The sequence below is a fragment of the Streptomyces sp. NPDC051909 genome (assembly GCF_040681095.1).
GTDB lineage: Bacteria > Actinomycetota > Actinomycetes > Streptomycetales > Streptomycetaceae > Streptomyces.
The window spans coordinates 240,142-265,040 of the sequence record NZ_JBFAYA010000009.1; the positions used below are offsets into that span (position 1 = coordinate 240,142).

The 24,899-nt window shown below is 73.1% G+C and carries 20 protein-coding genes and 1 pseudogene; 6 read left to right on the top strand and 15 right to left on the bottom strand.

Annotation, left to right across the window (positions count from 1 at the left end; translation table 11 throughout):
* Nucleotides 1-43: 43 nt before the first annotated feature.
* From AB0M18_RS17305 to AB0M18_RS17365, 13 genes are all read right to left on the bottom strand, one after another.
* On the bottom strand, nucleotides 44-1,144 hold the full coding sequence (locus AB0M18_RS17305; protein WP_365758678.1) for a polyprenyl synthetase family protein: 1,101 nt from the start codon (nucleotides 1,142-1,144) through the stop codon (nucleotides 44-46).
* A complete protein-coding gene (gene hpnE, locus AB0M18_RS17310) occupies nucleotides 1,141-2,571 on the bottom strand; it encodes a hydroxysqualene dehydroxylase HpnE (protein WP_365758680.1) in 1,431 nt (476 codons plus the stop codon). The genes AB0M18_RS17305 and hpnE overlap by 4 nt, the downstream gene beginning before the upstream one ends.
* Entirely contained in the window at nucleotides 2,568-2,939 is a 372-nt protein-coding gene (locus AB0M18_RS17315) for a hypothetical protein (RefSeq protein ID WP_365758682.1), read from the bottom strand. Before AB0M18_RS17315 ends, hpnE begins: the two co-directional genes overlap by 4 nt.
* Nucleotides 2,936-3,886 carry a presqualene diphosphate synthase HpnD gene (hpnD, locus tag AB0M18_RS17320; protein WP_365758684.1) on the bottom strand — a complete coding sequence of 317 codons (951 nt, stop codon included), beginning with the start codon at nucleotides 3,884-3,886 and terminating at the stop codon, nucleotides 2,936-2,938. Before hpnD ends, AB0M18_RS17315 begins: the two co-directional genes overlap by 4 nt.
* The gene (gene hpnC, locus AB0M18_RS17325; protein ID WP_365758686.1) at nucleotides 3,883-4,785 is read right to left on the bottom strand and encodes a squalene synthase HpnC; all 903 of its coding nucleotides are present in this window, start codon (nucleotides 4,783-4,785) and stop codon (nucleotides 3,883-3,885) included. Before hpnC ends, hpnD begins: the two co-directional genes overlap by 4 nt.
* Nucleotides 4,786-5,166: 381 nt before the next feature.
* Nucleotides 5,167-5,799 (bottom strand): TetR/AcrR family transcriptional regulator, encoded by a 633-nt coding sequence (locus AB0M18_RS17330; protein ID WP_365758688.1) that lies wholly within the window; start codon nucleotides 5,797-5,799, stop codon nucleotides 5,167-5,169.
* A gap of 150 nt (nucleotides 5,800-5,949) precedes the next feature.
* On the bottom strand, nucleotides 5,950-6,738 hold the full coding sequence (locus tag AB0M18_RS17335; protein WP_365758690.1) for an ABC transporter ATP-binding protein: 789 nt from the start codon (nucleotides 6,736-6,738) through the stop codon (nucleotides 5,950-5,952).
* The gene (locus AB0M18_RS17340; RefSeq protein WP_365758692.1) at nucleotides 6,731-7,660 is read right to left on the bottom strand and encodes an ABC transporter permease; all 930 of its coding nucleotides are present in this window, start codon (nucleotides 7,658-7,660) and stop codon (nucleotides 6,731-6,733) included. The genes AB0M18_RS17335 and AB0M18_RS17340 overlap by 8 nt, the downstream gene beginning before the upstream one ends.
* Before the next feature lie 49 nt (nucleotides 7,661-7,709).
* A complete protein-coding gene (locus AB0M18_RS17345) occupies nucleotides 7,710-8,594 on the bottom strand; it encodes a glycosyltransferase (RefSeq protein WP_365758694.1) in 885 nt (294 codons plus the stop codon).
* Nucleotides 8,595-8,605: 11 nt separating this feature from the next.
* Nucleotides 8,606-9,385, bottom strand: coding sequence for a CDP-alcohol phosphatidyltransferase family protein (locus AB0M18_RS17350; RefSeq protein WP_365758696.1), 780 nt, complete (start codon nucleotides 9,383-9,385; stop codon nucleotides 8,606-8,608).
* The gene (locus tag AB0M18_RS17355; protein ID WP_365758698.1) at nucleotides 9,363-10,424 is read right to left on the bottom strand and encodes an iron-containing alcohol dehydrogenase family protein; all 1,062 of its coding nucleotides are present in this window, start codon (nucleotides 10,422-10,424) and stop codon (nucleotides 9,363-9,365) included. The genes AB0M18_RS17350 and AB0M18_RS17355 overlap by 23 nt, the downstream gene beginning before the upstream one ends.
* Nucleotides 10,412-11,161 carry a phosphocholine cytidylyltransferase family protein gene (locus tag AB0M18_RS17360; protein ID WP_365758700.1) on the bottom strand — a complete coding sequence of 250 codons (750 nt, stop codon included), beginning with the start codon at nucleotides 11,159-11,161 and terminating at the stop codon, nucleotides 10,412-10,414. The genes AB0M18_RS17355 and AB0M18_RS17360 overlap by 13 nt, the downstream gene beginning before the upstream one ends.
* Nucleotides 11,158-12,972, bottom strand: a complete 1,815-nt coding sequence (locus AB0M18_RS17365) for a DUF5941 domain-containing protein (RefSeq protein WP_365758770.1) — start codon at nucleotides 12,970-12,972, stop codon at nucleotides 11,158-11,160. Before AB0M18_RS17365 ends, AB0M18_RS17360 begins: the two co-directional genes overlap by 4 nt.
* Before the next feature lie 416 nt (nucleotides 12,973-13,388).
* Here AB0M18_RS17365 and AB0M18_RS17370 point away from each other — a divergent pair, with 416 nt between their 5' ends.
* The 3 genes from AB0M18_RS17370 (at nucleotide 13,389) to idi (ending at nucleotide 16,566) form a co-directional block, all read left to right on the top strand.
* Nucleotides 13,389-14,339 (top strand): cation diffusion facilitator family transporter, encoded by a 951-nt coding sequence (locus AB0M18_RS17370; RefSeq protein ID WP_365758703.1) that lies wholly within the window; start codon nucleotides 13,389-13,391, stop codon nucleotides 14,337-14,339.
* 195 nt (nucleotides 14,340-14,534) lie between these two features.
* Entirely contained in the window at nucleotides 14,535-15,815 is a 1,281-nt protein-coding gene (locus AB0M18_RS17375; protein WP_365758705.1) for a bifunctional class I SAM-dependent methyltransferase/N-acetyltransferase, read from the top strand.
* A gap of 142 nt (nucleotides 15,816-15,957) precedes the next feature.
* Complete coding sequence (gene idi, locus AB0M18_RS17380; protein WP_365758707.1) at nucleotides 15,958-16,566, top strand: isopentenyl-diphosphate Delta-isomerase; 609 nt, start codon at nucleotides 15,958-15,960, stop codon at nucleotides 16,564-16,566.
* 172 nt (nucleotides 16,567-16,738) lie between these two features.
* Here the strand turns inward: idi and AB0M18_RS17385 are convergent.
* Nucleotides 16,739-17,182, bottom strand: a pseudogene (locus tag AB0M18_RS17385) (ATP-binding protein); the annotation flags it as partial.
* 259 nt (nucleotides 17,183-17,441) lie between these two features.
* Between AB0M18_RS17385 and AB0M18_RS17390 the strand changes: the two are divergent.
* From AB0M18_RS17390 to AB0M18_RS17400, 3 genes are all read left to right on the top strand, one after another.
* Nucleotides 17,442-18,185 carry an enoyl-CoA hydratase/isomerase family protein gene (locus AB0M18_RS17390; protein WP_365758709.1) on the top strand — a complete coding sequence of 248 codons (744 nt, stop codon included), beginning with the start codon at nucleotides 17,442-17,444 and terminating at the stop codon, nucleotides 18,183-18,185.
* Nucleotides 18,186-18,332: 147 nt separating this feature from the next.
* Entirely contained in the window at nucleotides 18,333-19,196 is an 864-nt protein-coding gene (locus AB0M18_RS17395; protein WP_365758711.1) for a hypothetical protein, read from the top strand.
* Between the two features lie 106 nt (nucleotides 19,197-19,302).
* Nucleotides 19,303-21,693, top strand: coding sequence for a Tex family protein (locus AB0M18_RS17400; RefSeq protein WP_365758713.1), 2,391 nt, complete (start codon nucleotides 19,303-19,305; stop codon nucleotides 21,691-21,693).
* A gap of 84 nt (nucleotides 21,694-21,777) precedes the next feature.
* Here AB0M18_RS17400 and AB0M18_RS17405 read toward each other — a convergent pair whose 3' ends face one another.
* Entirely contained in the window at nucleotides 21,778-24,891 is a 3,114-nt protein-coding gene (locus AB0M18_RS17405) for a glycoside hydrolase family 3 N-terminal domain-containing protein (RefSeq protein ID WP_365758715.1), read from the bottom strand.
* Nucleotides 24,892-24,899 lie beyond the last annotated feature (8 nt).

Here is a 24,899-nt window from a genome sequence, read left to right on the forward strand (position 1 = left end):
GGCACCGGCCGGCGACTGCGCACTCATATCAGAGCGATGGTGATCATCTCTTCCGTACGACGACGAAATCGGCCAGTGCCGTGAGCTGGGCCCGCACGTGGGCCGGGAGGTCCACGTCGTGCAGGGCGCTGACGGCGATCTCGTGCTGGCGGCGGGCCTCCTGGGAGGTCCAGTCCCGGCCGCCGGCCTCCTCGATGAGGGCGGCGCGGGCGGCGAACTCGGCCTCCGAGAAGGAGTCGAAGTCGGTGCTCTTGGCGTCGGCGGCGAGCAGTTCGCCGAGCCGCTCGGAGGCCGGGCCGCCGGCCGCGAGGGCGGCGACGACGGGCAGCGACTTCTTGCGCTGGCGCAGGTCGGACCAGGTCTGCTTGCCGGTGGCGTCCGGGTCGCCCCAGATGCCGAGGAGGTCGTCCACGGCCTGGAAGGCGAGGCCCAGGTGGTAGCCGTACTCCTCCAGCTTGTCGGCGGTGCGGTCGTCGGCGCCCGCGAGGACGGCACCGATGGAGGCGGCGCAGGCGAGCAGGGCGCCGGTCTTGTTGCCCTCCATCTCCAGGCACTCCTCGACGGTGACCCGCTCGCGGTGTTCGTACGAGATGTCCTGCGCCTGGCCGTCGATGAGCTTGCGGTTGGCGGTGGTCAGCCGGCGGGTGGCGCGGCCGGCCTCGACGGTGCCGAGTTCGAGCAGCACCTCGTTGGCCAGGGCGGACAGCGCGTCGCCGACCAGGATGGCCTGGGCGGGGCCGTACACCTTCCACACGGTGTCGCGGTGGCGGCGCTGCTCGTCGCCGTCCATGAGGTCGTCGTGGAGGAGCGAGAAGTTGTGCACGAGCTCCACGGCGACGGCGCCGGGGATGCCGACCTCGGGGGCGGCGCCGGCGGCCTCGGCGGAGATCAGGGCGAGCGCGGGGCGCACGGCCTTGCCGCTGTCGCCCTCGGTCGGGCGGCCCAGGGCGTCGATCCAGCCGAAGTGGTAGGCGGCCACGGTGTCCATGGGCGGCGCGAGGCGGTCGACGGCCGCTCGCATGACGGGCGTGGACAGGGCGCGGCCCCGCTCCAGCAGTGCGGCGACGTCCGCGGTGTCGACAGCCGGATTCCCCGGTGGCACAGTCGGCACGGTCTCTCCTCTAGTTCCGGTACTCACACTCATGCCGCCTCCTGCAGCGGATGGTCGTAGTGGCGGCCGAGTGCGGAGAGCGCGGCGCCCGCGGCGCTGAAACCGCTGCGGACGGCACCCTCCATGGTCGCGGGCCAGCCGGTGGCGGTCCATGCGCCGGCCAGGTACAGGCCGGGCGCGCGGGTGCGGGCGCCTGGCCGGAGCCGGCCGACGCCAGGGGTGGGGGCGAACGTGGCGGTCCGCTCCCGGGTGACGAAGAAGTCCCGGACGCCGGCGCCGCGGGCGGCGGGCAGCAGCCGCTCCAGTTCCGGGAGGTAGCGCTCGCGGAGCACGGCGACGGGTTCGTCGATCTCGTCCTGGGCGGCGGACTGGGAGACCGCCAGATACTGGCCGGGCCCGGTGAGCCCGGAGGACTCGGTGCGGTCGAAGACCCACTGGACGGGGCTGCCGATCGCGGTGAAGAACGGCCGGCGCAGCACCTTGCGGTCGTAGACCACATGCACGTTGAGGATGGGCGCGGTGCCGATGTCGAGGAGCCGGTCGGGGTCGTCGAGGGCGCCGTCGGGCAGCAGTTCGCGGGCCTCGCGCTGGGGGACGGCGAGGACGACGGCGTCGGCCTCCAGGGTCTCCCCCGGCAGCGTCACGCTCCAGCGTCCGTCGTCGCCACGGGTGATGCGCTCGGCCTTGGCGCGCAGTTCGGTGCGCACGCCGAGCGCGTCGAGGGCCTTGCGGGCGAGGGTGTCGTGCAGCTCGCCGAGCGGGACGTGCGCCCAGCCGATGTCGGCGGCGCCGTTCTCGGACAGCAGGCCGGTCTTGAAGACCTTGGCGGCCAGGCCCATGGAGGCGTCGGGGGCGACGGCGTTCAGGGTGGCGACGCCGACCAGGTCCCACAGCGCCTCGACGGTGCGGGCGGACTGGCCGTGCCGGCCGAGCCAGGTGCCGAAGTCGATGCCGTCGAGGGCGGGGTCGGCGGGGTCGAGCTTCTTCAGCGCGAGCGCGGCCCGGGCCACGCCGGCGCGCTCGCCGAGCGACAGGTGCGGATATGTGGCGAGGCTCGCCGCGAGATGCAGCGGTACGGGCAGGGCGGAGCGCCGCAGCCGGCCGAGCCGCGGCCCGGCCTGGCGCCCGACGTCGAGCACCGGCACGTCCAGGCGCCGCTGCACGGGCGCCAGGTGCGCGCCGCCGACGCGCTCCAGGAACCAGCGGTAGGCGGTGCAGCAGCGCAGATAGACGTGCTGCCCGTTGTCGACGGTGAGGTCGCCGCGCTTGAACGAGAACGCGAGCCCGCCGAGCCGCGGCCGTCCTTCGAGCAGGGTGACCCGCACTCCGGCCTCGGCCAGCTGCAGCGCGCTGGTCACCCCGGCGAGCCCCCCGCCCACGACGACGGCCCGGGCCGGCCGCCCGCCGTGCCCGCGCACGGCGCCGGCTCCCCCGGTGACCCTGATGTCGTCGGCGGTCATCCGGCCTCCCCTCGGGACGTCGTGCTCAGTGACGCGGTCCGGGCGCCTCGGGTTGTCCCGGACGCGTGACCGGCCGTGCGGGTGACGCCGACGCCGGCGGCGCGCCGGGCGAAGGCGCGGCATCGCGAGGCCGCGGCCGCCCCCGGCGCCGACGCGGTGGCGCGGCGCCGTCGCACGACATCGTCCCCCAAAACGGCGCCGATCCGCCGCGGCGCGAAGCCGCCGGCGCGCCCGGCGGACGCGCGGGCACGCGAAGCCCCGGCAGCCTGCGGCGCGGACGCGGTGGCGCGGCAGCGGCGCGCGGCTTCGCCGGCGCCCGCCGGCACCACCTCGCCCAGCGGCGCCCCGCCCGTTGCTCCGTCGCTCATGCCGGCCTCCTGACCGTGCGCCGGGAGACGTGGCGGGCGTCCAGGCCGGACAGGCCGCGGACCGCCACGTAGGCCTTCTCGCGGCCGGGGAGCGAGACGCGGCCGCGCAGGACGGCCTCGGGGTCGCGTTCGATGCGGTCGAGGAGGCGGCGGTAGATGCCGGCCATGGCGGCAACGCAGGCGCCGCTGCGGCGGTCGAGCATGGGGAGGAGGCGGTAGCCCTCGGCGAAGAGGGCGCGGGCGCGGCGGACCTCGAAGTGGACCAGGCCGGCGAAGTCGGCGCCGGGCGGCGGGGTGTCGGCGGCGAAGCCGCCGGAGCAGCCGAACTTGGCGAGGTCGTCGGCCGGCAGGTAGGTGCGCCCGTTGCCGGCGTCCTCGCGGACGTCGCGCAGGATGTTGGTGAGCTGGAGGGCGAGGCCGAGGGTGTCGGCGTACTCGGGGGCGCGGTCGGCGCCGGCGGCGCCGGGCTGGGTGCCGAAGACGCCGAGCGAGAGCCGGCCGATGGCACCGGCCACGCAACGGCAGTAGACCTTGAGCTCGTCCCAGGTCTCGTAGGTCTCGCCGCGCACGTCCATGAGGACGCCGTCGATGAGCTCGTCGAGGCCTTCGAGCGGGACCGGGAAGCGGCGTGCGGTGTCGGCGAGGGCGACGGCCACCGGGTCGGTGTCGTCCTCCTCGACCTCGCCCGCGCGGATCCGGGCGAGGATCGCCCGGGTGCCCTCCAGGCGCTCCTTCTTGTCGGCGGGCGCGAGCGGCCCGTCGCCGATGTCGTCGACCCGCCGCGAGAAGGCGTAGAGCGCCGACATGGCCTGGCGCTTCTCGGTCGGCAGCAGCCGGATCCCGTACGCGAAGTTGCGTGCCTGCTGTCCGGTCACGGCCTCGCAGTAGCTGTACGCGGCCTGGACGGGCGCGGACGGCTGGGACTGTCCCTCCACGGTGCGGCTCACCCCTCTCTCCGCGCCGTGAGCAGGACGGCGCCCGCCCGGCGCATCAGACTCGGTTTGGCGGCCTTGGGCGGCCCGGGCAGGACGTCGAAGCCCGCGGCGGCGATCGCGTCGAGTGCCGCGTACCCGCCGCCGGTGAAGCCGGCGAGCAGCAGCCGGAGCCGGCCGCGGACGCTGCCGACGAGCGGGGCTCCGGAGTCGAGCAGGTCGCGAGCCCGGCCGGCCTCGAAGGCGATCAGGGCGCGCACCGAGGCCCCGGCGGTGGGGGCGGCGAGGTCGTCGGTGGTGACGTGGAAGCGCTTGAGGTCCTCGGCCGGCAGATAGACCCGGTCGCGGGCCAGGTCCTCGGCGACGTCCTGGAGGTGTTCGACGATCTGGAGCGCGGTGCAGATCGCGTCGGAGCGGCGGATCCGCTCGGGGGTGGCGGTGCCGGTGATGCCGAGGACGAGCCGGCCGACCGGGTTCGCGGAGAGCTCGCAGTAGGCGAGCAGGTCGTCGTAGGTCTCGTAGCGGCTGACCAGCTGGTCCTGCCGGTTGGCGGCGACCAGGCCGAGGAAGGGCTCGGGGGGCAGTCCGCAGCGCCGGACGGTGGGGACGAGGGCGCGGAGCAGCGGGTGGTGCGGGCCGTCGCCGGCGGGGTCGAAGACGCGCCGGAGGTCGGTCTCGAAGGCGTCCAGGAGGGCCAGCCGGTCGCCGACCCGTTCGGGGGCGACGCCGAGGAGCCGGGCGTCCGCGCCGCCGGGGGCGAGGTCGCCGTCGCCGATGTCGTCGACGAGCCGGGCGAAGCCGTAGACGGCCATCAGGTCGTCGCGCCAGGCGCGCGGCAGGAAGAAGGGCGCCACGGGGAAGTTCTCGTCCGCGGCCTTGTCGAGAGTGGCGTGCGAGGTGTCCTGGTCTCGCACCTGCCGGATTCCGGTCACCGGCCGCTGCCCGACGCGGGGACGGCGACACCCTCGTGGAGCTGGAGATTCTGCGTCATGGCCGTCACATCTCCCGTTCTACACCGCGGATCGAATCCATCCTATTTCGGACACGCCGCCGAGCCCTGCCCGTGGCCCTCCGCCCGGCACCCGGACGCCGTGGGGTATCGCCCCACTTGCCGCGAAACAGACCGGTACAGCTTACGTTGTACGAGGCAGGATGCCGCGTCGGGGGGCCGGGCGCCTGTGCACAACGCCGTGCGTGGCGTCAACCTTCCCCGAGGGAGCGGAAGTTCACCCGTTCTTGACCTTGCCGACCATGACGTGGGGCGCGTCCCGGCGCGCTTCGGGCCGTCCCGGGCGTCAGGGTACGCGGGTTCCGGAGACCACCATGGCGAGGGTGGAGTCGACGACGTCGTCCCGGCGCTGGGCGGGCAGCCGGCGCAGCGGCCCTTCGAGGAGGAGCAGCGACAGTCCGTGCACGGCCGACCACGCGGCGGCGTCCGCGGCCGGGCGGGCGGCCCGCGGCGGGCGGGCGGTGGCGCCGAGGGCGGTCAGGGCGTCGGCGAGCAGGGTGAAGGCGCGTACCTCGCCGACCGGGGTCTCCGGGTCCGCGGCCTCGGTACGAGGGGTGCCGAAGGCGGAGCGGTAGAGGCCGGGCTGCTCGACGGCGAAGGCCACGTAGCCGCGGCAGAGGGCGGCGAGCCGGGCCTCGGCGGCGAGGGCGGGGTCGTCGGCGCCGGGCATGCGGGCGGCGGCCCGCTCCATGGAGTCGGCGAGGGCCCGCCGGGCGTGGTCGCGGACGGCGGCGAGCAGCTCGCCGCGTCCCTCGAAGTGCCGGTAGGCGGCGGTGGGCGAGACGCCGACCCGGCGGGCGGCCTCGCGCAGGACGACGCGCTCGGGCCCTCCTTCGCCGGCGAGACCGACGGCGGCGCAGATGAGGGCGTTGCGCAGGTCGCCGTGGTGATAGCTCTTTCCTCCCGGGATCGCTGCCATGCGCTCATCCTGCCCGATGTTGACCGCATGAACATTCCGGGTGGACGCGCGACGCGCGAAAACCGGACGTCCGTTGAACACACCGCCGCCCCCGCCGATCGGATCGGCGGGGGCGGCGGCGGTGGCGCGGCGGGTACGGCGGCGGCGCGGCTACTTGGCGGTCTCGCGCTCGTAGGCGGCGATGACCTCGTCGGTCGGGCCGTCCATGAGCAGCTCGCCCTTCTCCAGCCAGAGCACGCGGTCGCAGGTGTCGCGGATCGACTTGTTGCTGTGGCTCACCAGGAAGACCGTGCCGGCCTCCTTGCGCAGCTCGCGGATGCGGGCCTCGGAGCGGATCTGGAACTTGCGGTCACCGGTCGCCAGGGCCTCGTCGATCATGAGGACGTCGTGCTGCTTGGCGGCGGCGATGGCGAAGCGGAGCCGGGCACCCATGCCGGACGAGTAGGTCCGCATCGGCAGCGAGATGAAGTCGCCCTTCTCGTTGATGCCGGAGAAGTCGACGATGTCCTGATACCGGCTCTTGATCTCCTCGCGGCTCATGCCCATGGCGAGACCGCCGAGGATGACGTTGCGCTCACCGGTCAGGTCGTTCATGAGCGCGGCGTTGACGCCGAGCAGCGAGGGCTGGCCGTCGGTGTAGACCTTGCCGCTCTCGGTGGGCAGCAGGCCGGCGATGGCGCGCAGCAGGGTCGACTTGCCGGAGCCGTTGCTGCCGATGAGGCCGATGGCCTCGCCGCGGTAGGCGGTGAAGGACACGCCGCGGACGGCGTGCACCTTGCGCACTCCGCGCTCGGTCTCGCCCTTGCGGCGGCGGATGATCCGGCTGAGGGCCGCGGTGGCGCTGCCCTTGCCGCCGGCTCCGGCGTTGACCCGGTAGACGATGTGGACGTTGTCCGCGATGACGGTGGGGACACGGTCCCGGGAGTCGTGGTCAGCCACGGCCGTACCTCTCCTCGGCCTTCCAGAAGTAGACGAAGCCGCCCAGGCCGATCACCACGGACCAGGCGAGGGTGACGAACCAGACGTGCGGCGGCAGGTTGGACGCGCCGTAGCCGTCGATCAGCGCGAACCGGATCAGGTCCATGTGCAGCGCGGCCGGGTTGTACTGGAGCAGGTCCGTGATCCAGGCCGGCTTGTCCTCCAGCATCACCGGGATGGAGAACATGACGCCCGACGCGTACATCCAGGTGCGCATGATGAACGGCATCAGCTGCGCGAGGTCGGGCGTCTTGGCGCCCATCCGCGCCACGATCATGGCGACGCCCGCGTTGAACACGAACTGCAGCAGCAGCGCCGGGAGGATGAGCAGCCAGCTGAGCGAGGGGTAGCTGCCGAAGGCCACGACGACGGCGAACAGCACGATCATCGAGAACAGCAGCTGCTGGAGCTGCTGGAGCGCGAAGGAGACGGGCAGCGTGGCCCGGGGGAAGTGCAGTGCCCGCACCAGGCCGAGGTTGCCCGAGATCGCCCGGACGCCCGCCATCACCGAGCTCTGGGTGAAGGTGAACACGAAGATCCCGGTCACCAGGAACGGGATGTACACCGACCGCGACATGCCCCGGCCGGCGCCCAGGATCAGGCCGAAGATCAGGAAGTAGACCAGCGCGTTCAGCAGCGGCGTCACCACCTGCCACAGCTGTCCGAGCTTGGCCTGGCTGTACTGGGCGGTGAGTTTCGCCTGGGAGAAGGCCAGGACGAAGTGGCGCCGTCCCCACAGCTGGCGGATGTACTCCACGAGCCCCGGCCGGGCCCCGCTGACGGAGAGTCCGTACTTCGCCGCCAGCTCGGCCGGGCTCAGGCCGTCGTCGGCGGGCGGTCGGGCGCTCGTCACGACCCCACCGTCCTGGGATGTGTCACTCACAGTCGAAACTTTCGTGTTCGGGATACGCGGCAAGTCGGGTACCACGATGTCAGACGACGGGCGGGCGTCCCATCCGGGTCAGCCGCCACACCGTACGCCACCTCATGGGGTGCCGCGGACCGCAAGGGGTCCGCCAGCCCGCCCGGAACCCGCCGAACCACGCCTTGAGGGCCGGTACGGAGGGCCGCCGCGCCAGGGTCAGCAGCAGCCAGACGCCGAGATAGACCGGCACCAGGGGTGCGGGAAGATTGCGGCGAGCCAGCCACACCCGGTTGCGGGCCACGTTGAAGTGGTACGTCGCGTGCCGGGACGGCGGGGTAGTGGGGTGCAGCAGCACCATGTCGGAACGGTAATCGATCATCCAGTCGGCGTCGAGGGCCCGCCAGGCGAGATCGGTCTCCTCGTGCGCGTAGAAGAACGCGTCCGGCAGTCCGCCGACCTCCGTGAAGACCTTGGTGCGCACCGCGTTGGCGCCGCCGAGGAAGGTGGTGACGCGCGAGGAGCGCATCGGGTCCGAGGCACGGAGGCGCGGCACGTGCCGGCGCTGGGTCAGGCCGGTCTCCGGATCGGCGATCCGGAAGCTGATGATGCCGAGCCGCGGGTCGGCGGTGAAGGCCTGGCGGATCAGCTCCGCGGTGTCGGTGTCGGCGAGCAGGCCGTCGTCGTCGAGGAACAGCAGGGCGTCGACGTCGCTGCCGCCGGGCCCGAAGGCCTCGATGCCGATGTTGCGGCCGGCCGGGATGCCGACGTTCTCCGGGAGGGTCACCGAGCGGACGCCCGCGGGCAGCCCGGTGACCTCCACGCCCTGGCCCACCACGACCACCTCGACCGGGTCGCCCTGCTGCCGGGCGACCGAGTCGAGGAGGGCGCGCAGGTCGTCGGGGCGGTTGCCCATGGTGATGACGACCGCGCCCAGCTTCATCGGCCTGGTCATGGTGGCCGTCCTCACTTGAGCCTGCTGGAGGCCAGGATCGACACCAGGTGCAGCACGGTCTGCAGCATCGCGATGCCGGCGAGCACGGCGACGCCGAGCCGGGAGAAGAACAGGTCGCCCCGGATCTGGTCCACGATCGCGAGGACCAGGATCAGCAGGGAGGCCTCGATGCCCAGGATCAGCCGGTGGAACTTGAGCGCGCCGGCGGCCCGACGGGCCAGCGCCATGCCGGAGGAGCGCGGCTCGGACGCCGCCTCCTTGACCGGGGGCATTCCGTTCTGGTGGCGGGCGACGCCGACCAGGTCGGTCTCGGCCTTGATCAGGATGGCGCCGAGCGCGGCCAGGGTGCCGAGGAAGGCCCACAGCCAGTCGATCCGGCCGTTCCCCCACGGGTCGGCGGCGCGCAGGCCGAAGCCGACGAGCACGGCCGCGTCGCACAGGTAGGCGCCGACCCGGTCCAGGTAGACGCCGGCGAGCGAGTACTGCTTCTTCCAGCGGGCCAGTTCGCCGTCGACGCAGTCGAGCAGCAGATAGCCCTGGACGGCGAGCACGCCGAGCACGGCGCCCCAGATGCCGGGCACGAGCAGCGCGGGCGCGGCGAGGACGCCGGACAGCGTCATCAGATAGGTCAGCTGGTTGGGCGTGACCCGGGTGGTCGCCAGATGACGGGTGATCCGCAGCGAGATCTCCCGCATGTACAGGCGGCCGCCCCAGTGTTCGCCGCTCCGCCGGTCCTTCACACCCGGCGGGTGGACGACCGGTCGGAGCTCAGCTACCGATGGCTTTTGCATAGTCGGCGTACGCGTCCCTGATCTGGTCTGTGGACAGGTCGAGGTGCTCGAGGATGGTGAAGCGGCCCGGGCGGGTCTGCGGGGCGAAGTCGACCGCCCGCACGAACTCGTCGACGGTGAAGCCCATCTCCTCGGGCAGCACCGGCAGGCCGTGCCGGCGCAGGGTGTCGACCATCTGCGCGGACTCCTCGCGGGCCCCGCGCAGATGCATCGCGAAGGCCGCGCCGAGGCCGCACTGCTCGCCGTGGCTGGCCGCCCGGGTGGGGAAGAGCAGGTCGAAGGCGTGGCTGATCTCGTGGCAGGCGCCCGAGGACGGGCGGCTGTCGCCGCTGATCGACATGGCGATGCCGGACATCACGAGACCCTCGGAGAGGGTGACGAGGAAGTCGTCGTCGCCGACGCCGCCGGGGTGGCGCAGGACGGCCTCGCCGGCGCTGCGCGCCATGGCGGCGGCGAGACCGTCGACCTTCTCGCCGGTCTCGCGGTGGGACAGCTCCCAGTCGGCGATGGCGGAGAGGTTGGAGATCGCGTCGCCGATGCCGGAGCGGACGAAGCGGATCGGCGCGTCCCGGATCACGTCGAGGTCGATGACCAGCGCGATCGGGGTGGGCACGCCGTAGGAGCCGCGCCCGTTGTCGTTGTCCAGGGTGGAGATCGGCGAGCAGATGCCGTCGTGCGACAGGTTGGTGGCGATGGCCACCAGCGGCAGCCCGACCCGGGCCGCCGCGTACTTGGTCACGTCGATGATCTTGCCGCCGCCGAGCGCCACGACCGCGTCGTAGCGCTTGCCGCGCATGGCATCGGCGAGCCGGACGGCCTCGTCGATGGTGCCGCCCATGACCGGGTACCAGTCGGCGTCCGGCAGCTCGGGGGCGAAGCGGTCACGCAGCTTCAGACCGGAGCCGCCGCTGATGGCGATGGCGATCCGGCCGTTGCTGGAGATCCGCTGGTCCGCGAGGAGCGTGGACAGGTCGTCCAGCGCTCCGCCGCGGATGTCGACGACGACCGGCGAGGGGATGAGCCGGGTCAGTACTGGCACGCGATGTCACGGCCCTTCGCGAGGTCGTCGTGGTTGTCGATCTCGACCCACTTGACGTCGCCGATGGGGGCCACGTCGACGGTGAAGCCGCGGTTGACCAGTTCCTGGTAGCCGTCCTCGTAGTAGAGGTCGGGGTCGCGCTCGAAGGTGGTCTTCAGCGCGTCGGCGAGCTCCTCGGCGGCCTCCGCCTCGATGAGCGTGACGCCGATGTACTCGCCGGTGGCGTCGGCCGGGTCCATCAGCTTGGTGATCTTCTGGACGCCCTTGCCGTCGGCGGTGACGACCTTCATCTCCTCGTCGGCGAGGCTCTTCACCGTGTCGAGGGCGAGGATGATCTTCTGGCCGTCGCCGCGGGCGGCGAGCAGGGTCTTCTCGACGGAGACCGGGTGGACGGTGTCGCCGTTGGCGAGGATCACACCGCGCTTCAGGACCTCACGCGCGCACCACAGGGAGTAGGCGTTGTTCCACTCCTCGGCCTTGTCGTTGTCGATGAGGGTCAGCTTGAGGCCGTACTTCGCCTCCAGCTGCTCCTTGCGCGCGTACACGGCCTCCTTGCGGTAGCCGACGACGATGGCGGCCTCGGTGAGGCCGACCTCGGCGAAGTTCTTCAGCGTGAGGTCGAGGACGGTCAGCGAGCCGTCGCCCGCCGGGTCCACGGGCACGAGGGCCTTCGGAAGCGTGTCGGTGTAGGGGCGCAGACGCCGTCCGGCACCGGCTGCCAGTACGAGGCCAATCATGCTGTCTCTCCTTCGTCATGTACGGCGGGTGCTCCGGAGGAGACCCAGAAGCGGATGGACTCCGCGAGCACCACGAGACCCACGGCGACCGCGAGTGCGGTGAGGGCCCAGGTGAAGTCGTCGCCGCGGTCCGCGAGGAGTGCGGCGAGCGCGGCCACCACGAGCGTGCGTCCCTCGTGGCCGCCGATGGTGCGCACCAGCCAGGCGGGCGGCGCGCCGGTGCCGCCGCGAATGCGGTACACCGTGTCGTAGTGATGGTAGGCGACCGCCGCGACCAGCCCGAATGCGGCGGGAAGGGCGTGGGCGGCGTCCGACCTGGCCGCGAGGAACAGGATCGTGCCGTACTCGGCGGCACGGAAGAGCGGGGGGACGAGCCAGTCGAGCTTGCCCTTGAGGGGGGCGGCGATGGCCTGCCCGGCCCAGAAGGCGTACGCGACGGCGGCCCCCACCGTCGCCCAGCCGGGGCCGGTGACGACGGAGCCGGCCAGCACGCAGGCCGCGCCGAGCAGAGCGAACAGCGGCGCGACGAAGCCCCGGGGACGGCGGCGGAACATCCCGGCGACGACCGAGGCGAGCGGGCCGGAGTCCGCGAGGTCGGCGAGCGCCCGCGCGGCCCGGTCGGAGCGCGGGTCCCTCCGCTTGAGCGAGCGCAGGACGCGGCCCGCCGTGGTGTAGCAGGCGCCGAAGGCGCAGCCGACGATCAGCGCCCAGAAGACGATCCGGGGACTGGTGGCGGCGGTGAGGAGGGCGATCATCGCCCAGCGCTCGCCGATCGGCAGGATGATCATGCGCCGGGCCCAGACCGTCCAGCCGACGCTGTCGAGCCTGTTGGAGAGGGCGGTCGCGGTCGTGTTGCCGGCGTTCGCCTCGTTGAAGGAGAAGTCCACGACGTGCCGGCAGGTCATCAGGACCATGGCGCCGAGCGCGAGACCCCAGACGTCGTCGCCGTCACGGGCCGCGCCGAGCGCGAGCCCGGCGTAGAAGGCGTACTCCTTGGCGCGGTCGAAGGTGGCGTCGAGCCAGGCGCCCATCGTCGAGTACTTGAGCGCGTAGCGGGCGAGCTGCCCGTCGGTGCAGTCGAGGACGAAGGAGACCAGGAGCAGCACGCCGGCCGCGACGTAGCCGACGCGGTCGCCGGTGGCGGCGCAGCCGGCCGCGAGCAGCGCGGTGAGCAGCGAGGCGGTGGTGACCTGGTTGGGGGTCAGGCCGCGGCGCGCGCACCACCGGGCGATGTAGCGCGAGTACGGGCTGATGAAGAAGGTGGTGAAGAAGCCGTCGTGCGCCTTGACGGCGGACTTCAGGCGTACGGCTTCGTCGTCGACGGCCTCGACCGCGGCACGCGCCTCGTGGCGGGCCTCCGGTCCTTCCGGCACGGCGGCGACGAGGGTGCCGAGCTGGGGCCGGTGCACGGCGACGCCGTCGGCGTCGAGCGCGTCGGCGAGGGTGTCGGGGAGGCTGACGGCGACGGCCTGGTCACCGCCGACGGCGGGCCCGGCGGGCGCGGCTTCGGGGCCCGTCTCCCGGTCGAGGGCGCGGGCGAGGGCCTGCCGGGCCTCGGGCTGCGCGGTGAGCGCGCCCGGTGCGGCGGCGGCCGGGAAGCGCGGGTCGGTCAGCGCGAGCCGCAGTGCGTGGAGGTGGCCCACGAAGCGGGGGTCCACGACGGCGACGCGCTGTCCGGCGGGGACACGGGCCAGCAGGGCGCCGGTCTCGTGGGGGCCGGAGGCGGTCTCGACGTCGAAGCCGAGGGACCGCAGATCGGCGTCGAGCGACGATCCGGGTACCGGCGGACCGGTGAGGATGGCGGTCGACAGGGCGAACTCACTCCTTGGAGCTGGCGGACGGGCCGGCGGGGCCCCGGCACGGCTCCGGGCGCGGCGAGGCGGCCCGGCCACCGGCGGCGGCACGTCGGCTGAGGCTATCGGATGACGGAAGCACGAGTTCACCGAGGTTTCGCGGGACGGCCTCCCCGGTGCCGCCCCGTGTCCGCGCGGGTACGCCAGGTACTGAGGAGATCATCACGGGCGATCCGCCGTCCGGGCGACGGCTCACGGCCGCGGCCCCCCGTGGGGGTGGTTTCGGCCACTCGCCGCCCGGCTCGCATAACCGCAGGTCAGAGCATATGACAACGGTGTTCAGTACCGGGTTGCACATACCCCCCACCCGTAGTTCACTGGCGAATCGGAGAGACCGCCGAGCACGCTGACGACACGACCCGGGAGGCCTTGTCATGGGGGCTGGACACGACCACGGACACAGCCACGGCGGGCCGCCGCCGACCGGCACCGCGGCCCTGGCCTACAGGAACCGGCTGCGGATGGCACTCGGCATCACGCTCTCCGTGATGGTCGTGGAGATCATCGGCGGCCTGGTCGCCGACTCGCTCGCCCTGATCGCGGACGCGGCGCACATGGCGACCGACGCCGTCGGCCTCGCGATGGCCCTGCTCGCCATCCACTTCGCCAACCGGCCGCCCACCGGGAACCGCACCTTCGGCTACGCGCGGGCCGAGATCCTCGCCGCGCTCGCCAACTGTCTGCTGCTGCTCGTCGTCGGCGGATACGTCCTCTACGAGGCGATCCAGCGGTTCATCGAGCCGGCCGAGACCCGCGGCGGACTGACCATCGCGTTCGCCGTGGTCGGCCTGGTGGCGAACATCGTCTCCCTGTCGCTGCTGATGCGCGGCCAGCAGGAGAGCCTGAACGTGCGCGGCGCCTATCTGGAGGTGCTCGCGGACGCCCTCGGCTCGGTGACGGTGATCGTCGCCGCCGGGATCATCCTGCTCACCGGCTGGCAGTACGCGGACCCGATCGCCTCGATCGTGATCGGCCTGATGATCGTGCCCCGCACGGTCAGGCTGCTGCGGGAGACCCTGGACGTGCTCCTGGAGTCGGCCCCCAAGGGCGTCGACATGGCGGAGGTACGGGCGCACATCCTGGCCCTGCCGGGCGTCGAGGACGTGCACGACCTGCACGCCTGGACGATCACCTCGGGCATGCCGGTGCTGTCGGCGCACGTGGTCGTCACCCAGGACGCCCTGGACGCCCTGGACGCCGTCGGGCACGAGAAGATGCTGCACGATCTGCAGGGCTGCCTGGGCTCGCACTTCGACGTCGAGCACTGCACCTTCCAGCTGGAGCCCGCCGGTCATGCCGAGCACGAGGCCAAGCTGTGCCTGTGAGGCCCGTGAGTTGCTAGGCTCATGGCGTACCTCGTACGTGCGCGGTGAGAGGAGCTGAGGTTGATGACCGTCGCGATGGAGGCTGCCCGCAGCGGCAGCGCCCGGTCGTCCCTCAGCCTCCGGGTCTCCGGCTGACCTGACGCCTCACCTCGTCCTGTCGTCGGCCGGGGCCCTCTCACACAAGGGTCTCCCACGTTGTCCGACAACGACTTCAACGACATCACCGTCTCCACCCAGGCGCTTCACGACGCCTTCTTCGCCCTGCACCACGGCCTGCCGCGGCAGGGCCCCGGCTCCGACACCACCACCCGCCGGCTGCTGAGCCTCGCGGGTCCGCTGCCCGAGCGCCCGCGCGTGCTCGACCTGGGCTGCGGTCCCGGCCGCTCCGCCCTGCTGCTCGCCGCCGAGGCGGGCGCCGAGGTGACCGCGGTCGATCTACACGAGCCGTTCCTGGCCGAACTGCGGGAGGCCGCCGCCGCCCGCGGGCTCGACGGCCGCGTCCGTACCCTGCGCGCCGACATGGGCGCGCTGGAAGAACTGCCCGACGGGTCCTTCGACCTGGTCTGGGCCGAGAGCTCGGTCTTCGTCCTCGGCTTCGACCGGGCGCTCGCCGAGTGGCGCCGGCTCCTCGCCCCCGGCGGCACGCTCGTCCTCACCGAGTGCGTGTGGACCGCCGAGCACCCCGCGCCCGAGCCCCGGGCGTTCTGGGAGGAGCACTACCCGCTCCGTACGGTCACCGCGAACGCGGCGGCGGCCGTCGCGGCCGGGTACCACGTCCTCGGCACCGTCCCGCAGCCCGAGAGCGACTGGGACGAGTACTACGGCCCCCTGGCCCAGCACGCCGATACGGCGGACACCTCGGTCCCCGGCATGACCGAGGCCGTCGCCGGGGCCCGCGCCGAGATCGCCCTGCGCCGCGCGCACGGCGGCGACTACGGCTACACCGGTTTCGCGCTCCGGCCGACCGACCCGCGCTGGAAGGCCCGCGAGGAGACCGCGGCGGACGTCCCCCGCGTACGGGAGATCAACGCGGCGGCCTTCCCCACCCCGGAGGAGGCCGGCCTGGTCGACGCCCTGCGCGCCGACGAGGAGGCCTGGCTGCCGGGTCTGTCGTACGTGGCGGAGGCTCCAGACGGCACGGTCGCCGGGTACGCGCTGATCACCCGGTGCCATGTCGACGGGGTCCCGGCGGCCGCGCTCGGGCCGGTCGCGGTGGCGCCCGCCCACCAGCGGACGGGCGCCGGGCAGGCCGTCGTACGGGCGGTTCTCGATGCGGCGCGGGTGCGCGGAGAGCGGCTCGTGCTGGTGCTCGGCCATTCGGAGTACTACCCGCGGTTCGGGTTCGTACGGGCGTCCGCGTATGGGATCAAGCCAGCCTTCGAGGTTCCGGACGAGGCCATGATGGCGCTCGCCCTGGACGGTTCCGGGCCCGTCACCGGGGGCACGATCACGTATCCCGCGGCTTTCGGGGTCTGACGGGTGTGTCGCTCCCGCCGCACCGGGGTGTACTCCGGTGCGGTGGGAGCGGCCATGTCCGGCCTCCGAAGTACGGACAAGCCGGTTTTGTACGGCAGACTGAGGTGGCCCGGCAGGGCCAGGACCGAATCGAAGGATGGGTATGCCGACCACATCAGCCACCGTGGCTCACCACTCGTCGAACGGCGTGCGGCCGACCGAGGCCGAGGCGCCGATCATGCTCGAACTGGTCGACGAGAACGGCGTCACGATCGGCACGGCGGAGAAGCTGTCCGCGCACCAGGCGCCGGGGCAGCTGCACCGCGCGTTCTCGGTCTTCCTCTTCGACGAGGAGGGCCGGCTGCTGCTGCAGCGGCGCGCGCTCGGCAAGTACCACTCCCCCGGCGTGTGGTCCAACACCTGCTGCGGCCACCCCTACCCGGGCGAGGCCCCGTTCGCGGCGGCCGCCCGGCGCACCTTCGAGGAGCTGGGCGTCTCGCCCTCGCTGCTCGCGGCGGCCGGCACGGTCCGCTACAACCACCCGGACCCGGCCTCGGGCCTGGTGGAGCAGGAGTTCAACCACCTCTTCGTCGGCCTGGTGCAGACCGGCCCGCGGCCGGATCCGGAGGAGGTCGAGGAGACCGCCTTCGTGACGGCCGCCGAGCTGGCCGAGCGCCACGCGGCCGCGCCGTTCTCCGCCTGGTTCATGACGGTGCTCGACGCGGCGCGCCCCGCGATCAGGGAGCTGACGGGTCAGGCCGGGGGCTGGTGAACACGGCCTGGGTCTGAGCCTGGGTCTGAGCCTGGGTCTGGCCCTGGGTCTGGCCCTGGGACGGTGTCCGAGCCTGGGGCCGTCCCTGGACCTGGCCGCCCTGAGGCTGTGCCGGGGGCAGGGGCTGCGCCTGGGACAGGGGTCCGATCGGCACCTGTCCCGGCACGAACGGGTTGAGCGGCAGCGCCGCCCAGATGATCTTGCCGCCGCTCGCGGTGTGCTCGACGTCGCAGGCGCCGCCGGCCTCGCGGGCGACCTCCCGGACGAGGAGCAGCCCTCGGCCGCCGGTCTGGCCCCAGTCGGCCTCCAGGGCCTTGGGGCGGTAGGGGTGGTTGTCCTCGACGGACACCCGCACCCACTCCGCCCCGATGGCCACCTCGACCGCTATCTCCGGCGAGAGCAGCGCGGCGTGCTTCACCGCGTTGGTGACCAGTTCGGAGACGATGAGGAGCAGCCCCTGCACGGTGTCGTCGTGCACCGGGACGCTCTGCCGGACCAACAGGTCGCGGACGGCGTGCCGGGCCTGCGGCACGGAAACGTCGACCGCGGGAGCGGTGAAGCGCCAGACCCCTTCGTAGGACGGTGGCCGGGCGGGGACGCTCCCGCGGCTCTCCATAGTCCGACTCCCGCCCTCGTGCTCGATTGTCGCCACGGGTCGAGTCTTGGGAATCCGGCACCGCACCTCGAGATACTGACCAGAAGTCGACAGATATCGACCAGATTCTGATCGGGTGAGTATGCCAAAGTCAGTTGTTCGACTACTCCTGATCCCCCGCTGACGCCTTCGTCGTCGGCGCCGTTGGTGTGACCATACTGACGATACGCACCCCCCTTCTTGATCGTACGGAGCGGTCTCCCGGCTAGCATCCGGGAGCATGGAGCCGCAGCTGACCGTGAACATCGCCGACGAGGTCGCCACCCTCGTCATCGCCAACCCCGCCAAGCGCAACGCGATGACCGCGGACATGTGGCGGTCCCTGCCGGGGCTGCTCGCCCCGCTCGCCGCCGACCCCGCGGTGCGCACCCTGGTGCTGACCGGCGCGGGCGACACCTTCTGCGCCGGGGCCGACATCTCTACGCTGCGTGAACCGGGGGACGAGCAGCAGACCCTCGCCGTCCGCGCCGAGGCGGCGCTCGCCGCCTTCCCCAAGCCGACCCTGGCCGCCGTGCGCGGCTACTGCGTGGGCGGCGGCAGCCAGCTCGCCGCCGCCTGCGACCTGCGGTTCGCCGAGGAGGGCGCCCGGTTCGGGGTCACCCCGGCGAAGCTCGGCATCGTCTACCCCGCCTCCTCCACCCGGCGACTCGCCGCCCTGGTCGGCCCCTCGACCGCCAAGTACCTGCTGTTCTCCGGCGAGTTGATCGACACCGAGCGGGCGCTGCGCACCGGCCTGGTGGACGAGGTCCACCCGGTGGGCGAACTCGACAAGCGGGTCGCGGAGTTCACCCGTACCCTCGTCTCCCGCTCACTGCTCACCCAGTCCGCGGCCAAGGAGTTCGCCGACGGCCGGACCGGCCGCGAGGAGCACTGGGCGGAGCAGGCGCACGGCAGCGGCGACACCGCGGAGGGTGTCGCCGCCTTCCTGGAGCGGCGACCGGCCCGCTTCACGTACGGGCGCTGAGCTTCGTCCCCTGCGGAAGCCGCGCGGCGGTCCTGCCGCGCCACTGAGCAGGACGGCGATCTGCATGCTGCGGTGGCCTCCGGGTACGCCGGGGTTGGCCGGGGCGGGGATTCCCGGCGTACCGGCCGGTAGGTAAGGTGCGGGTCCATGACGAATCCGCCGCCCCTGGCCGGCCGCCGCTGTGCCCACCCGGTCAACCTGCTGCACGCGACCCTCTACTTCTCGTCCGACCTGGACGCCGAGTTCAGGGGCCTGGGCGTCGAGGACACGAGCGCGATACGGCTGGCCGCGCGCAGCGCGCCGCTCGGCGCCGTCGGCGCGGGGACCGTGGCCGCGACCTTCTACAACTACGAGCACGGCTTCCTCGCCCGGCACCTGCCCGCCGTGTGGGAGACCGCCTCCCCCGGCGCCGTCCTCGACGCCCGGCTGCGGGCCGCGGACGCCACCTACCGGCGGCTGCTCGGCGACGAGGCCGTCGCCTCGGCGGAGATGGCCGAGGCCGCCGAGCTCGCGCTGCGCGCCGCCGAGGCCTGCACCCGGCACGCGCGCCCGCTGTACGCGGGCAACGCGGACCTGCCGGTGCCGGACGCCCCGCACCTGCGGCTCTGGCACGCCACCACGCTGCTGCGCGAGCACCGCGGCGACGGGCACGTCACGGCCCTGCTGAGCGCCGGGCTCGACCCGGTGGAGGCGCTTGCCAGCCACACCGCCACCGGCAGGGGCATGGCGCCGCGCTGGGTCCTCGGCACCCGGGGATGGGGGCGCGAGGACTGGGACGCGGCCGTGGCGCGGCTGACCGCGCGCGGGCTGCTCGACGCCGAGGGCGAGCTCACCGAGGCGGGCGCCGCCCTGCGCGAGTCCCTGGAGGCCGAGACCGACCGGCTCGACGCCGCGCCGTACGAGCACCTGGGCGCGGAGGGCACGGCCCGGCTCACCGAGCTCGCCAAGGGCTTCCTGGTGACGGCGGCCGGCGCGGGCGCGTTCCCGGCGGGCCTCACCGGCAGGGCCTGAGGCACCGCACCGAGGAAGACCAGGGCGGGTCGGTTGCCGCGGACGGGTGACCGACCCGGCAGAATGCATCCGCAAGCTTGAGGCACGAGAAGGCGGGTCGGACATCGTGACGACGTCCATCGAGGCAAGGATCGCCGAGGAGCTCGGCGTACGCGAGCGACAGGTGAAGGCGGCCGTCGAACTGCTCGACGGCGGTTCGACCGTGCCGTTCATCGCGCGCTACCGCAAGGAAGCGACCGAGATGCTCGACGACGCGCAGCTGCGCACCCTGGAGGAGCGGCTGCGGTATCTGCGCGAGCTGGAGGACCGGCGCTCCGCCGTCCTCGACTCGGTGCGCGAACAGGGCAAGCTGACGCCCGAACTGGAGGCGCAGATCCGGGCCGCCGACACCAAGGCGCGCCTGGAGGACATCTATCTGCCCTTCAAGCCCAAGCGCCGCACCAAGGCGCAGATCGCGCGCGAGGCCGGTCTGGAGCCGCTGGCGGAGGGCCTGCTGGGCGACCCGACGGTGGAACCGCTGGCCGCCGCGGCCGCGTTCGTCGACGCCGACAAGGGCGTCGCGGACCCGGCGGCCGCCCTGGAGGGCGCGCGGGCCATCCTCACCGAGCGCTTCTCGGAGGACGCCGACCTCATCGGCGAGCTGCGCGAGCGGATGTGGGGCCGGGGCCGGCTGGCCGCGAAGGTCCGCGAGGGCAAGGAGCAGGAGGGCGCGAAGTTCGCCGACTACTTCGACTTCGCCGAGCCGTTCACCGCGCTGCCCTCGCACCGGATCCTCGCGATGCTGCGCGGCGAGAAGGAGGACGTCCTCACCCTGGACCTGGAGCCGGAGGAGCCGAGCGACGCCCCCGCCTCCTCGTACGAGCCGATCGTCGCCCACCGCTTCGGCGTGGCCGACCGCGGCCGGCCCGGCGACAAGTGGCTCCTGGACACCGTCCGCTGGGCCTGGCGCACCCGGATCCTGGTGCACCTCGGCATCGACCTGCGGCTGCGGCTGCGCACGGCCGCCGAGGACGAGGCGGTCCGGGTCTTCGCGGCGAACCTGCGGGACCTGCTGCTCGCCGCCCCGGCGGGCACGCGCGCGACGCTCGGTCTCGACCCCGGTTTCCGTACGGGCGTGAAGGTGGCCGTGGTCGACGCGACCGGCAAGGTCGTGGCCACCGACACGATCTACCCGCACGTGCCGGCCAACAGGTGGGACGAGTCGCTGGCGAAGCTGGCCCGGCTCGCGAAGGAGCACGCGGTCGAGCTGGTCGCCATCGGCAACGGCACCGCGTCCCGCGAGACCGACAAGCTCGCCGCCGAACTCATCGCCAAGCACCCCGAGTTGACGCTGACGAAGGTGATGGTGTCGGAGGCCGGCGCCTCGGTCTACTCCGCCTCCGCCTTCGCCTCGCAGGAACTCCCGGGCCTGGACGTGTCGTTGCGCGGCGCGGTGTCCATCGCGCGGCGCCTGCAGGACCCGCTGGCCGAGCTGGTGAAGATCGACCCGAAGTCGATCGGCGTCGGCCAGTACCAGCACGACCTGTCCGAGGTGAAGCTGTCGCGCTCGCTCGACGCGGTGGTCGAGGACTGTGTGAACGGTGTCGGCGTCGACGTCAACACCGCCTCCGCGCCGCTGCTTTCGCGGGTCTCCGGCATCGGCGCCGGACTCGCCGAGAACATCGTCGCCCACCGCGACGCCAACGGCCCCTTCCGCTCCCGGAAGGCGCTCAAGGACGTGGCGCGGCTCGGCCCCAAGGCGTACGAGCAGTGCGCGGGCTTCCTGCGGATCCGCGGCGGCGACGACCCGCTGGACGCGTCGGCGGTGCACCCCGAGGCGTACCCGGTGGTGCGGCGCATGGTGAAGACGGCGGGCGGCGAGGTCGCGGCGCTGATCGGCAACACCGGTGTGCTGCGCTCGCTGCGGGCCGACGAGTTCGTCGACGACACCTTCGGTCTGCCGACGGTCACCGACATCCTCAAGGAGCTGGAGAAGCCGGGCCGCGACCCGCGACCCGCCTTCAAGACGGCCACCTTCAAGGAGGGCGTCGAGAAGATCGGCGACCTGGTCGCGGGCATGGTCCTGGAGGGCGTCGTCACCAACGTCGCCGCCTTCGGCGCCTTCGTCGACATCGGCGTCCACCAGGACGGCCTGGTGCACGTCTCCGCCATGTCGAAGACCTTCGTCAAGGACCCGCGGGACGTGGTGAAGCCGGGCGACGTGGTGAAGGTCAAGGTCCTGGACGTCGACATCCCGCGCAAGCGGATCTCCCTGACCCTGCGCCTGGAGGACGAGGCCGCCGCGTCCGCCTCCGGCGCGCCGAGGCGCGAGCGCGGAGGCCGCCCGCCGCAGCAGCGCCGCGGCGGCGGTGCCGGTGGCGGTGGCGGCCGTGACCGCGACCGCTCCCAGGGCGGCGCCCCGGCCCCCGCGAACAGCGCGATGGCCGACGCCCTCCGCAAGGCGGGCCTCCTGAACGAGGGCGGCTCCGGGGACCGGCGGGGGCGCGGCAAGCGCTGACGCGGCCGGGGAACGGCGAGGGGCCGGCACACTTCCGAAGGGAAGCGCGCCGGCCCCTGCCACTCACAGCGGGCCTCCTACCCGTCAGCCCGCCGCACGGTACGCCTCCGTCAGCCTGGTCACCGCGCCCGCCACGTCACCGCTCAGCAGCAGGTGGTCGGCGTCGGCGAAGGGCTTCGCCGAGCGCTCGGTGATGTTCCCGCCCAGGTGGTCCTGGACGATCAGCCGGGCACGGGCGGCCAGTTGGCGGGCGGCGGGGGACTTGCCCCGGCCGGTCTTCTGGAGGGCGCGGGCGGCGAGGGCGATCGCGCGCAGGGCCGGCTCGCCGCCCTGGGGGGTGGCGCGGAGGGTGGTGAGGCCCCAGCCGTACGGGAACTGCGGGTCGTAGCTCGCGTCGCCGACGTTCAGCGGCAGCCGGTTCTCCGACTTCGGCCAGCTCACCGGCAGTTGACCGGTGAAGGGCTTGCGGCCGTAGAGGACGTCGGCGACGCCGTCGCCCTCCGTGCCGGGCAGCCAGGACGCGACCAGGGCGTCGATCGCGGGCAGCCGGTCACTGATGAGCTGGGGGCGGCCGGAGACGACGAGGACCGCGCACGGCATGGCGGCGCAGACCCGGTCGACGGCCGCCTTGTCGGCCGCGCTCAGCTCCAGGTCGTGGCCGTTGCCGACGTCGCCCATGCCCTCGGCGTACGGCGTCTCGCCGACCACGACGACGCCCACGTCGTGTCCCGCGGTGGGTGCGGAGGCGTCCTTGGACCAGGTGAGCGTGGCCCCGGGGTCGGCCGACTTCCGCATGGCCTCCAGGATCGTGGTGCCGGTGGTGGTCCGGCCGGAGGCGCCCTGCCAGGTGACGGTCCAGCCGCCGGCCTGGTTGCCGAGGTCGTCCGCGTTGGAGCCGGCCACGTACACGTTCTGGGCCGGCTTCAGCGGCAGCACGCCGCCCGCGTTCTTCAGGAGCACCTGCGAGGCGGCGGCGGCCTCGCGCGCCACCGCGCGGTGCTCCGCCGAGCCGACGGACGCCAGATGGGTGGTGTCCGCGTACGGCTTCTCGAAGAGGCCCAGGCGGAACTTCTGGGTGAGGATCCGGGCGACGGCGTCGTCGATCCGGGCGGTGGGGATGCGGCCCGCCCGTACCTCGGCGACCAGGGTGCGGGTGAACTCCTGGTAGTCCGTCGGTACCATGATCATGTCGAGGCCCGCGTTGACCGAGGTCCGCACGTCGCTCGGGTAGTCGCCGGGGATCTGGTCGATGGCCTGCCAGTCGCTGATGACGAAGCCCGCGAAGCCCATCCGGTCCTTGAGCACGCCGTTGATCATCTCGGCGTGGGCGTGCATCTTCACGGGGCCCTGGTCGTCGCCCAGGACGTCGAGCGAGGAGTACGAGGGCATGACGGTGCCCACGCCGTGCTTCACGGCCTCGGCGAAGGGCGCGAGATGCACCGCCTCCAGTTCCTCGCGGGTGACCCGGGTGACGCCCTGGTCGATCGTGTACGAGCCGGTCGTCGACGAGCCGAAGGCCGTACCGCCGTCGCCGACGAAGTGCTTGGCGGTGGTCAGCACCTTGTCGTTCCGGTCGAGGTCGCGGCCGTCCCGTGCGCCCTGCATCCCGTCGATGACGGTCTCCATGGCGTTGACGAGCGCCGGGTCCTCGCCGAAGGACTCGTAGGAGCGGCCCCAGCGTTCGTCCCGGGTCACGCACAGACAGGGCGCGAAGTCCCAGGGCACGCCGGTGGCCCGGACCTCCTTCGCCGTCACGGCGCCGGTGCGGGCGGCGAGACCGGGATCGCGTCCGGCGCCGATGCCGATGTTGTGCGGCATGATCGTCGAGCCGATGACGTTGTTGTGCCCGTGCACCGCGTCCACGCCGTAGATCAGCGGGATCTGCAGCCGGGTGGCCCGGGTGCGCAGCTGGTACGCGTCGACCATCCCGGCCCAGGCCTCCGCCGTGTTCGGCGTGGGCACGGAGCCGCCGCCGGAGAGCAGCGAGCCGAGGTCGTAGCCCGCGATGTCGCCGGGCGAGCGCAGGGCGTTGCGCTCGGCCTGGGTCATCTGGCCGGCCTTCTCCTGGAGGGTCATCCGGGAGAGCAGGTCGGCGACCCGCCTCTTCACCGGCAGCCGCGGGTCCAGATAGGGCAGTCCGTGCGCGTTGACCGCGACGACCGGGGTCTCCGCGGGCGCCTTCGCGCCCTCGACCGTGAGCTTCACCGGGATCGTCTCGGCCTCTTCGCCGCTCTCGTCCCTCAGCGTCTCGACGGTGATCGAGCGGGTCGTCCCGGAAGGCGTCCCGGCGGGGAAGACGAGGGTGCCGCTGACCGGCCTGTAGTCCGTGCCGGGCCGCGCGGGCCCGCCGTCGTCCGTGGCGTACGCGACGGTGACGGCCTCGCCGGTCGGCTGGGAGCCGGTGGTGGCGACCGAGACGTCGATCCGGGCGGTGGCGCCCTCGTCGACCGGGTGCACCGCCGCGCCGGTGACGACCCGGGTGTTCAGGGCCGGTTCGGCCCTGCCGTACAGCTCGACCCCGTCGAGGGCGAAGCTCCCGCCCGGCGAGCCGGTGGGCAGGGTGAGCGCGTATCCCCACATCCGGTCGAGGCCGAGGACCTGGTCGATGCCGCCGACCGGCTGGTAGTCGGCGCGGTAGTGGAACTCCGAGAAGGGGATCTCGACGAGGTGCCAGCCCTCCCAGTCGTCGGTGAAGGAGGTGGTCCAGAGCTCGGAGGCCTCGCCGTCGGCGCCGCCGTCCTTGATCTCGAAGTTGATCCGCCTGCCGGAGCCGGGCGGCAGCGGCGCGGTGTTCTGGCCGTACCACCAGAAGCGGATGCCCTTGTACGCGGTCCAGTCCTGCGCCGGCCGGTCGAAGGCGAAGTCGTGGGTGAAGCCGCCCCAGCCGCTGATGTCGTAGCGGCCTTCGAGGACCTTGGTGCCCTCGGGGGCGTCGGCGCGTTCGGCGAGGGTGAGCTGCGGGTGGTCGTCGGCGTCGCTGCCCCAGGTGAACAGGCCCTCGGCGGGGGGCCCGGCGAAGGGGACCTCGCCCTCGAAGCGGTCGACGGCGCGGGGTGCCGGGTCGGCCTCGGCGCCGGTCGCGGCGGCGCTCGGCACGGCTCCGGCGAGCAGCCCGGCGAGGACGGCGGTGGCGGCGGTGACGGCGAGCGGCAGGGCGCCGCCCGCCCTTCTTCGACGGCGGGAGTGCGGGTGCGGCATGCGGTGAT

What these genes read in the sequence shown, in the direction of transcription:
- AB0M18_RS17360 (WP_365758700.1), bottom strand. Translation starts at nt 11,161, where the DNA reads ATGATTGGCCTCGTACTGGCAGCCGGTGCCGGACGGCGTCTGCGCCCC.
- AB0M18_RS17350 (WP_365758696.1), bottom strand. Translation starts at nt 9,385, where the DNA reads ATGCAAAAGCCATCGGTAGCTGAGCTCCGACCGGTCGTCCACCCGCCG.
- AB0M18_RS17405 (WP_365758715.1), bottom strand. Translation starts at nt 24,891, where the DNA reads ATGCCGCACCCGCACTCCCGCCGTCGAAGAAGGGCGGGCGGCGCCCTG.
- AB0M18_RS17315 (WP_365758682.1), bottom strand. Translation starts at nt 2,939, where the DNA reads ATGAGCGACGGAGCAACGGGCGGGGCGCCGCTGGGCGAGGTGGTGCCG.
- AB0M18_RS17370 (WP_365758703.1), top strand. Translation starts at nt 13,389, where the DNA reads ATGGGGGCTGGACACGACCACGGACACAGCCACGGCGGGCCGCCGCCG.
- AB0M18_RS17305 (WP_365758678.1), bottom strand. Translation starts at nt 1,144, where the DNA reads ATGAGTGTGAGTACCGGAACTAGAGGAGAGACCGTGCCGACTGTGCCA.
- AB0M18_RS17345 (WP_365758694.1), bottom strand. Translation starts at nt 8,594, where the DNA reads ATGACCAGGCCGATGAAGCTGGGCGCGGTCGTCATCACCATGGGCAAC.
- AB0M18_RS17390 (WP_365758709.1), top strand. Translation starts at nt 17,442, where the DNA reads ATGGAGCCGCAGCTGACCGTGAACATCGCCGACGAGGTCGCCACCCTC.
- idi (WP_365758707.1), top strand. Translation starts at nt 15,958, where the DNA reads ATGCCGACCACATCAGCCACCGTGGCTCACCACTCGTCGAACGGCGTG.
- AB0M18_RS17330 (WP_365758688.1), bottom strand. Translation starts at nt 5,799, where the DNA reads ATGGCAGCGATCCCGGGAGGAAAGAGCTATCACCACGGCGACCTGCGC.
- hpnE (WP_365758680.1), bottom strand. Translation starts at nt 2,571, where the DNA reads ATGACCGCCGACGACATCAGGGTCACCGGGGGAGCCGGCGCCGTGCGC.
- AB0M18_RS17395 (WP_365758711.1), top strand. Translation starts at nt 18,333, where the DNA reads ATGACGAATCCGCCGCCCCTGGCCGGCCGCCGCTGTGCCCACCCGGTC.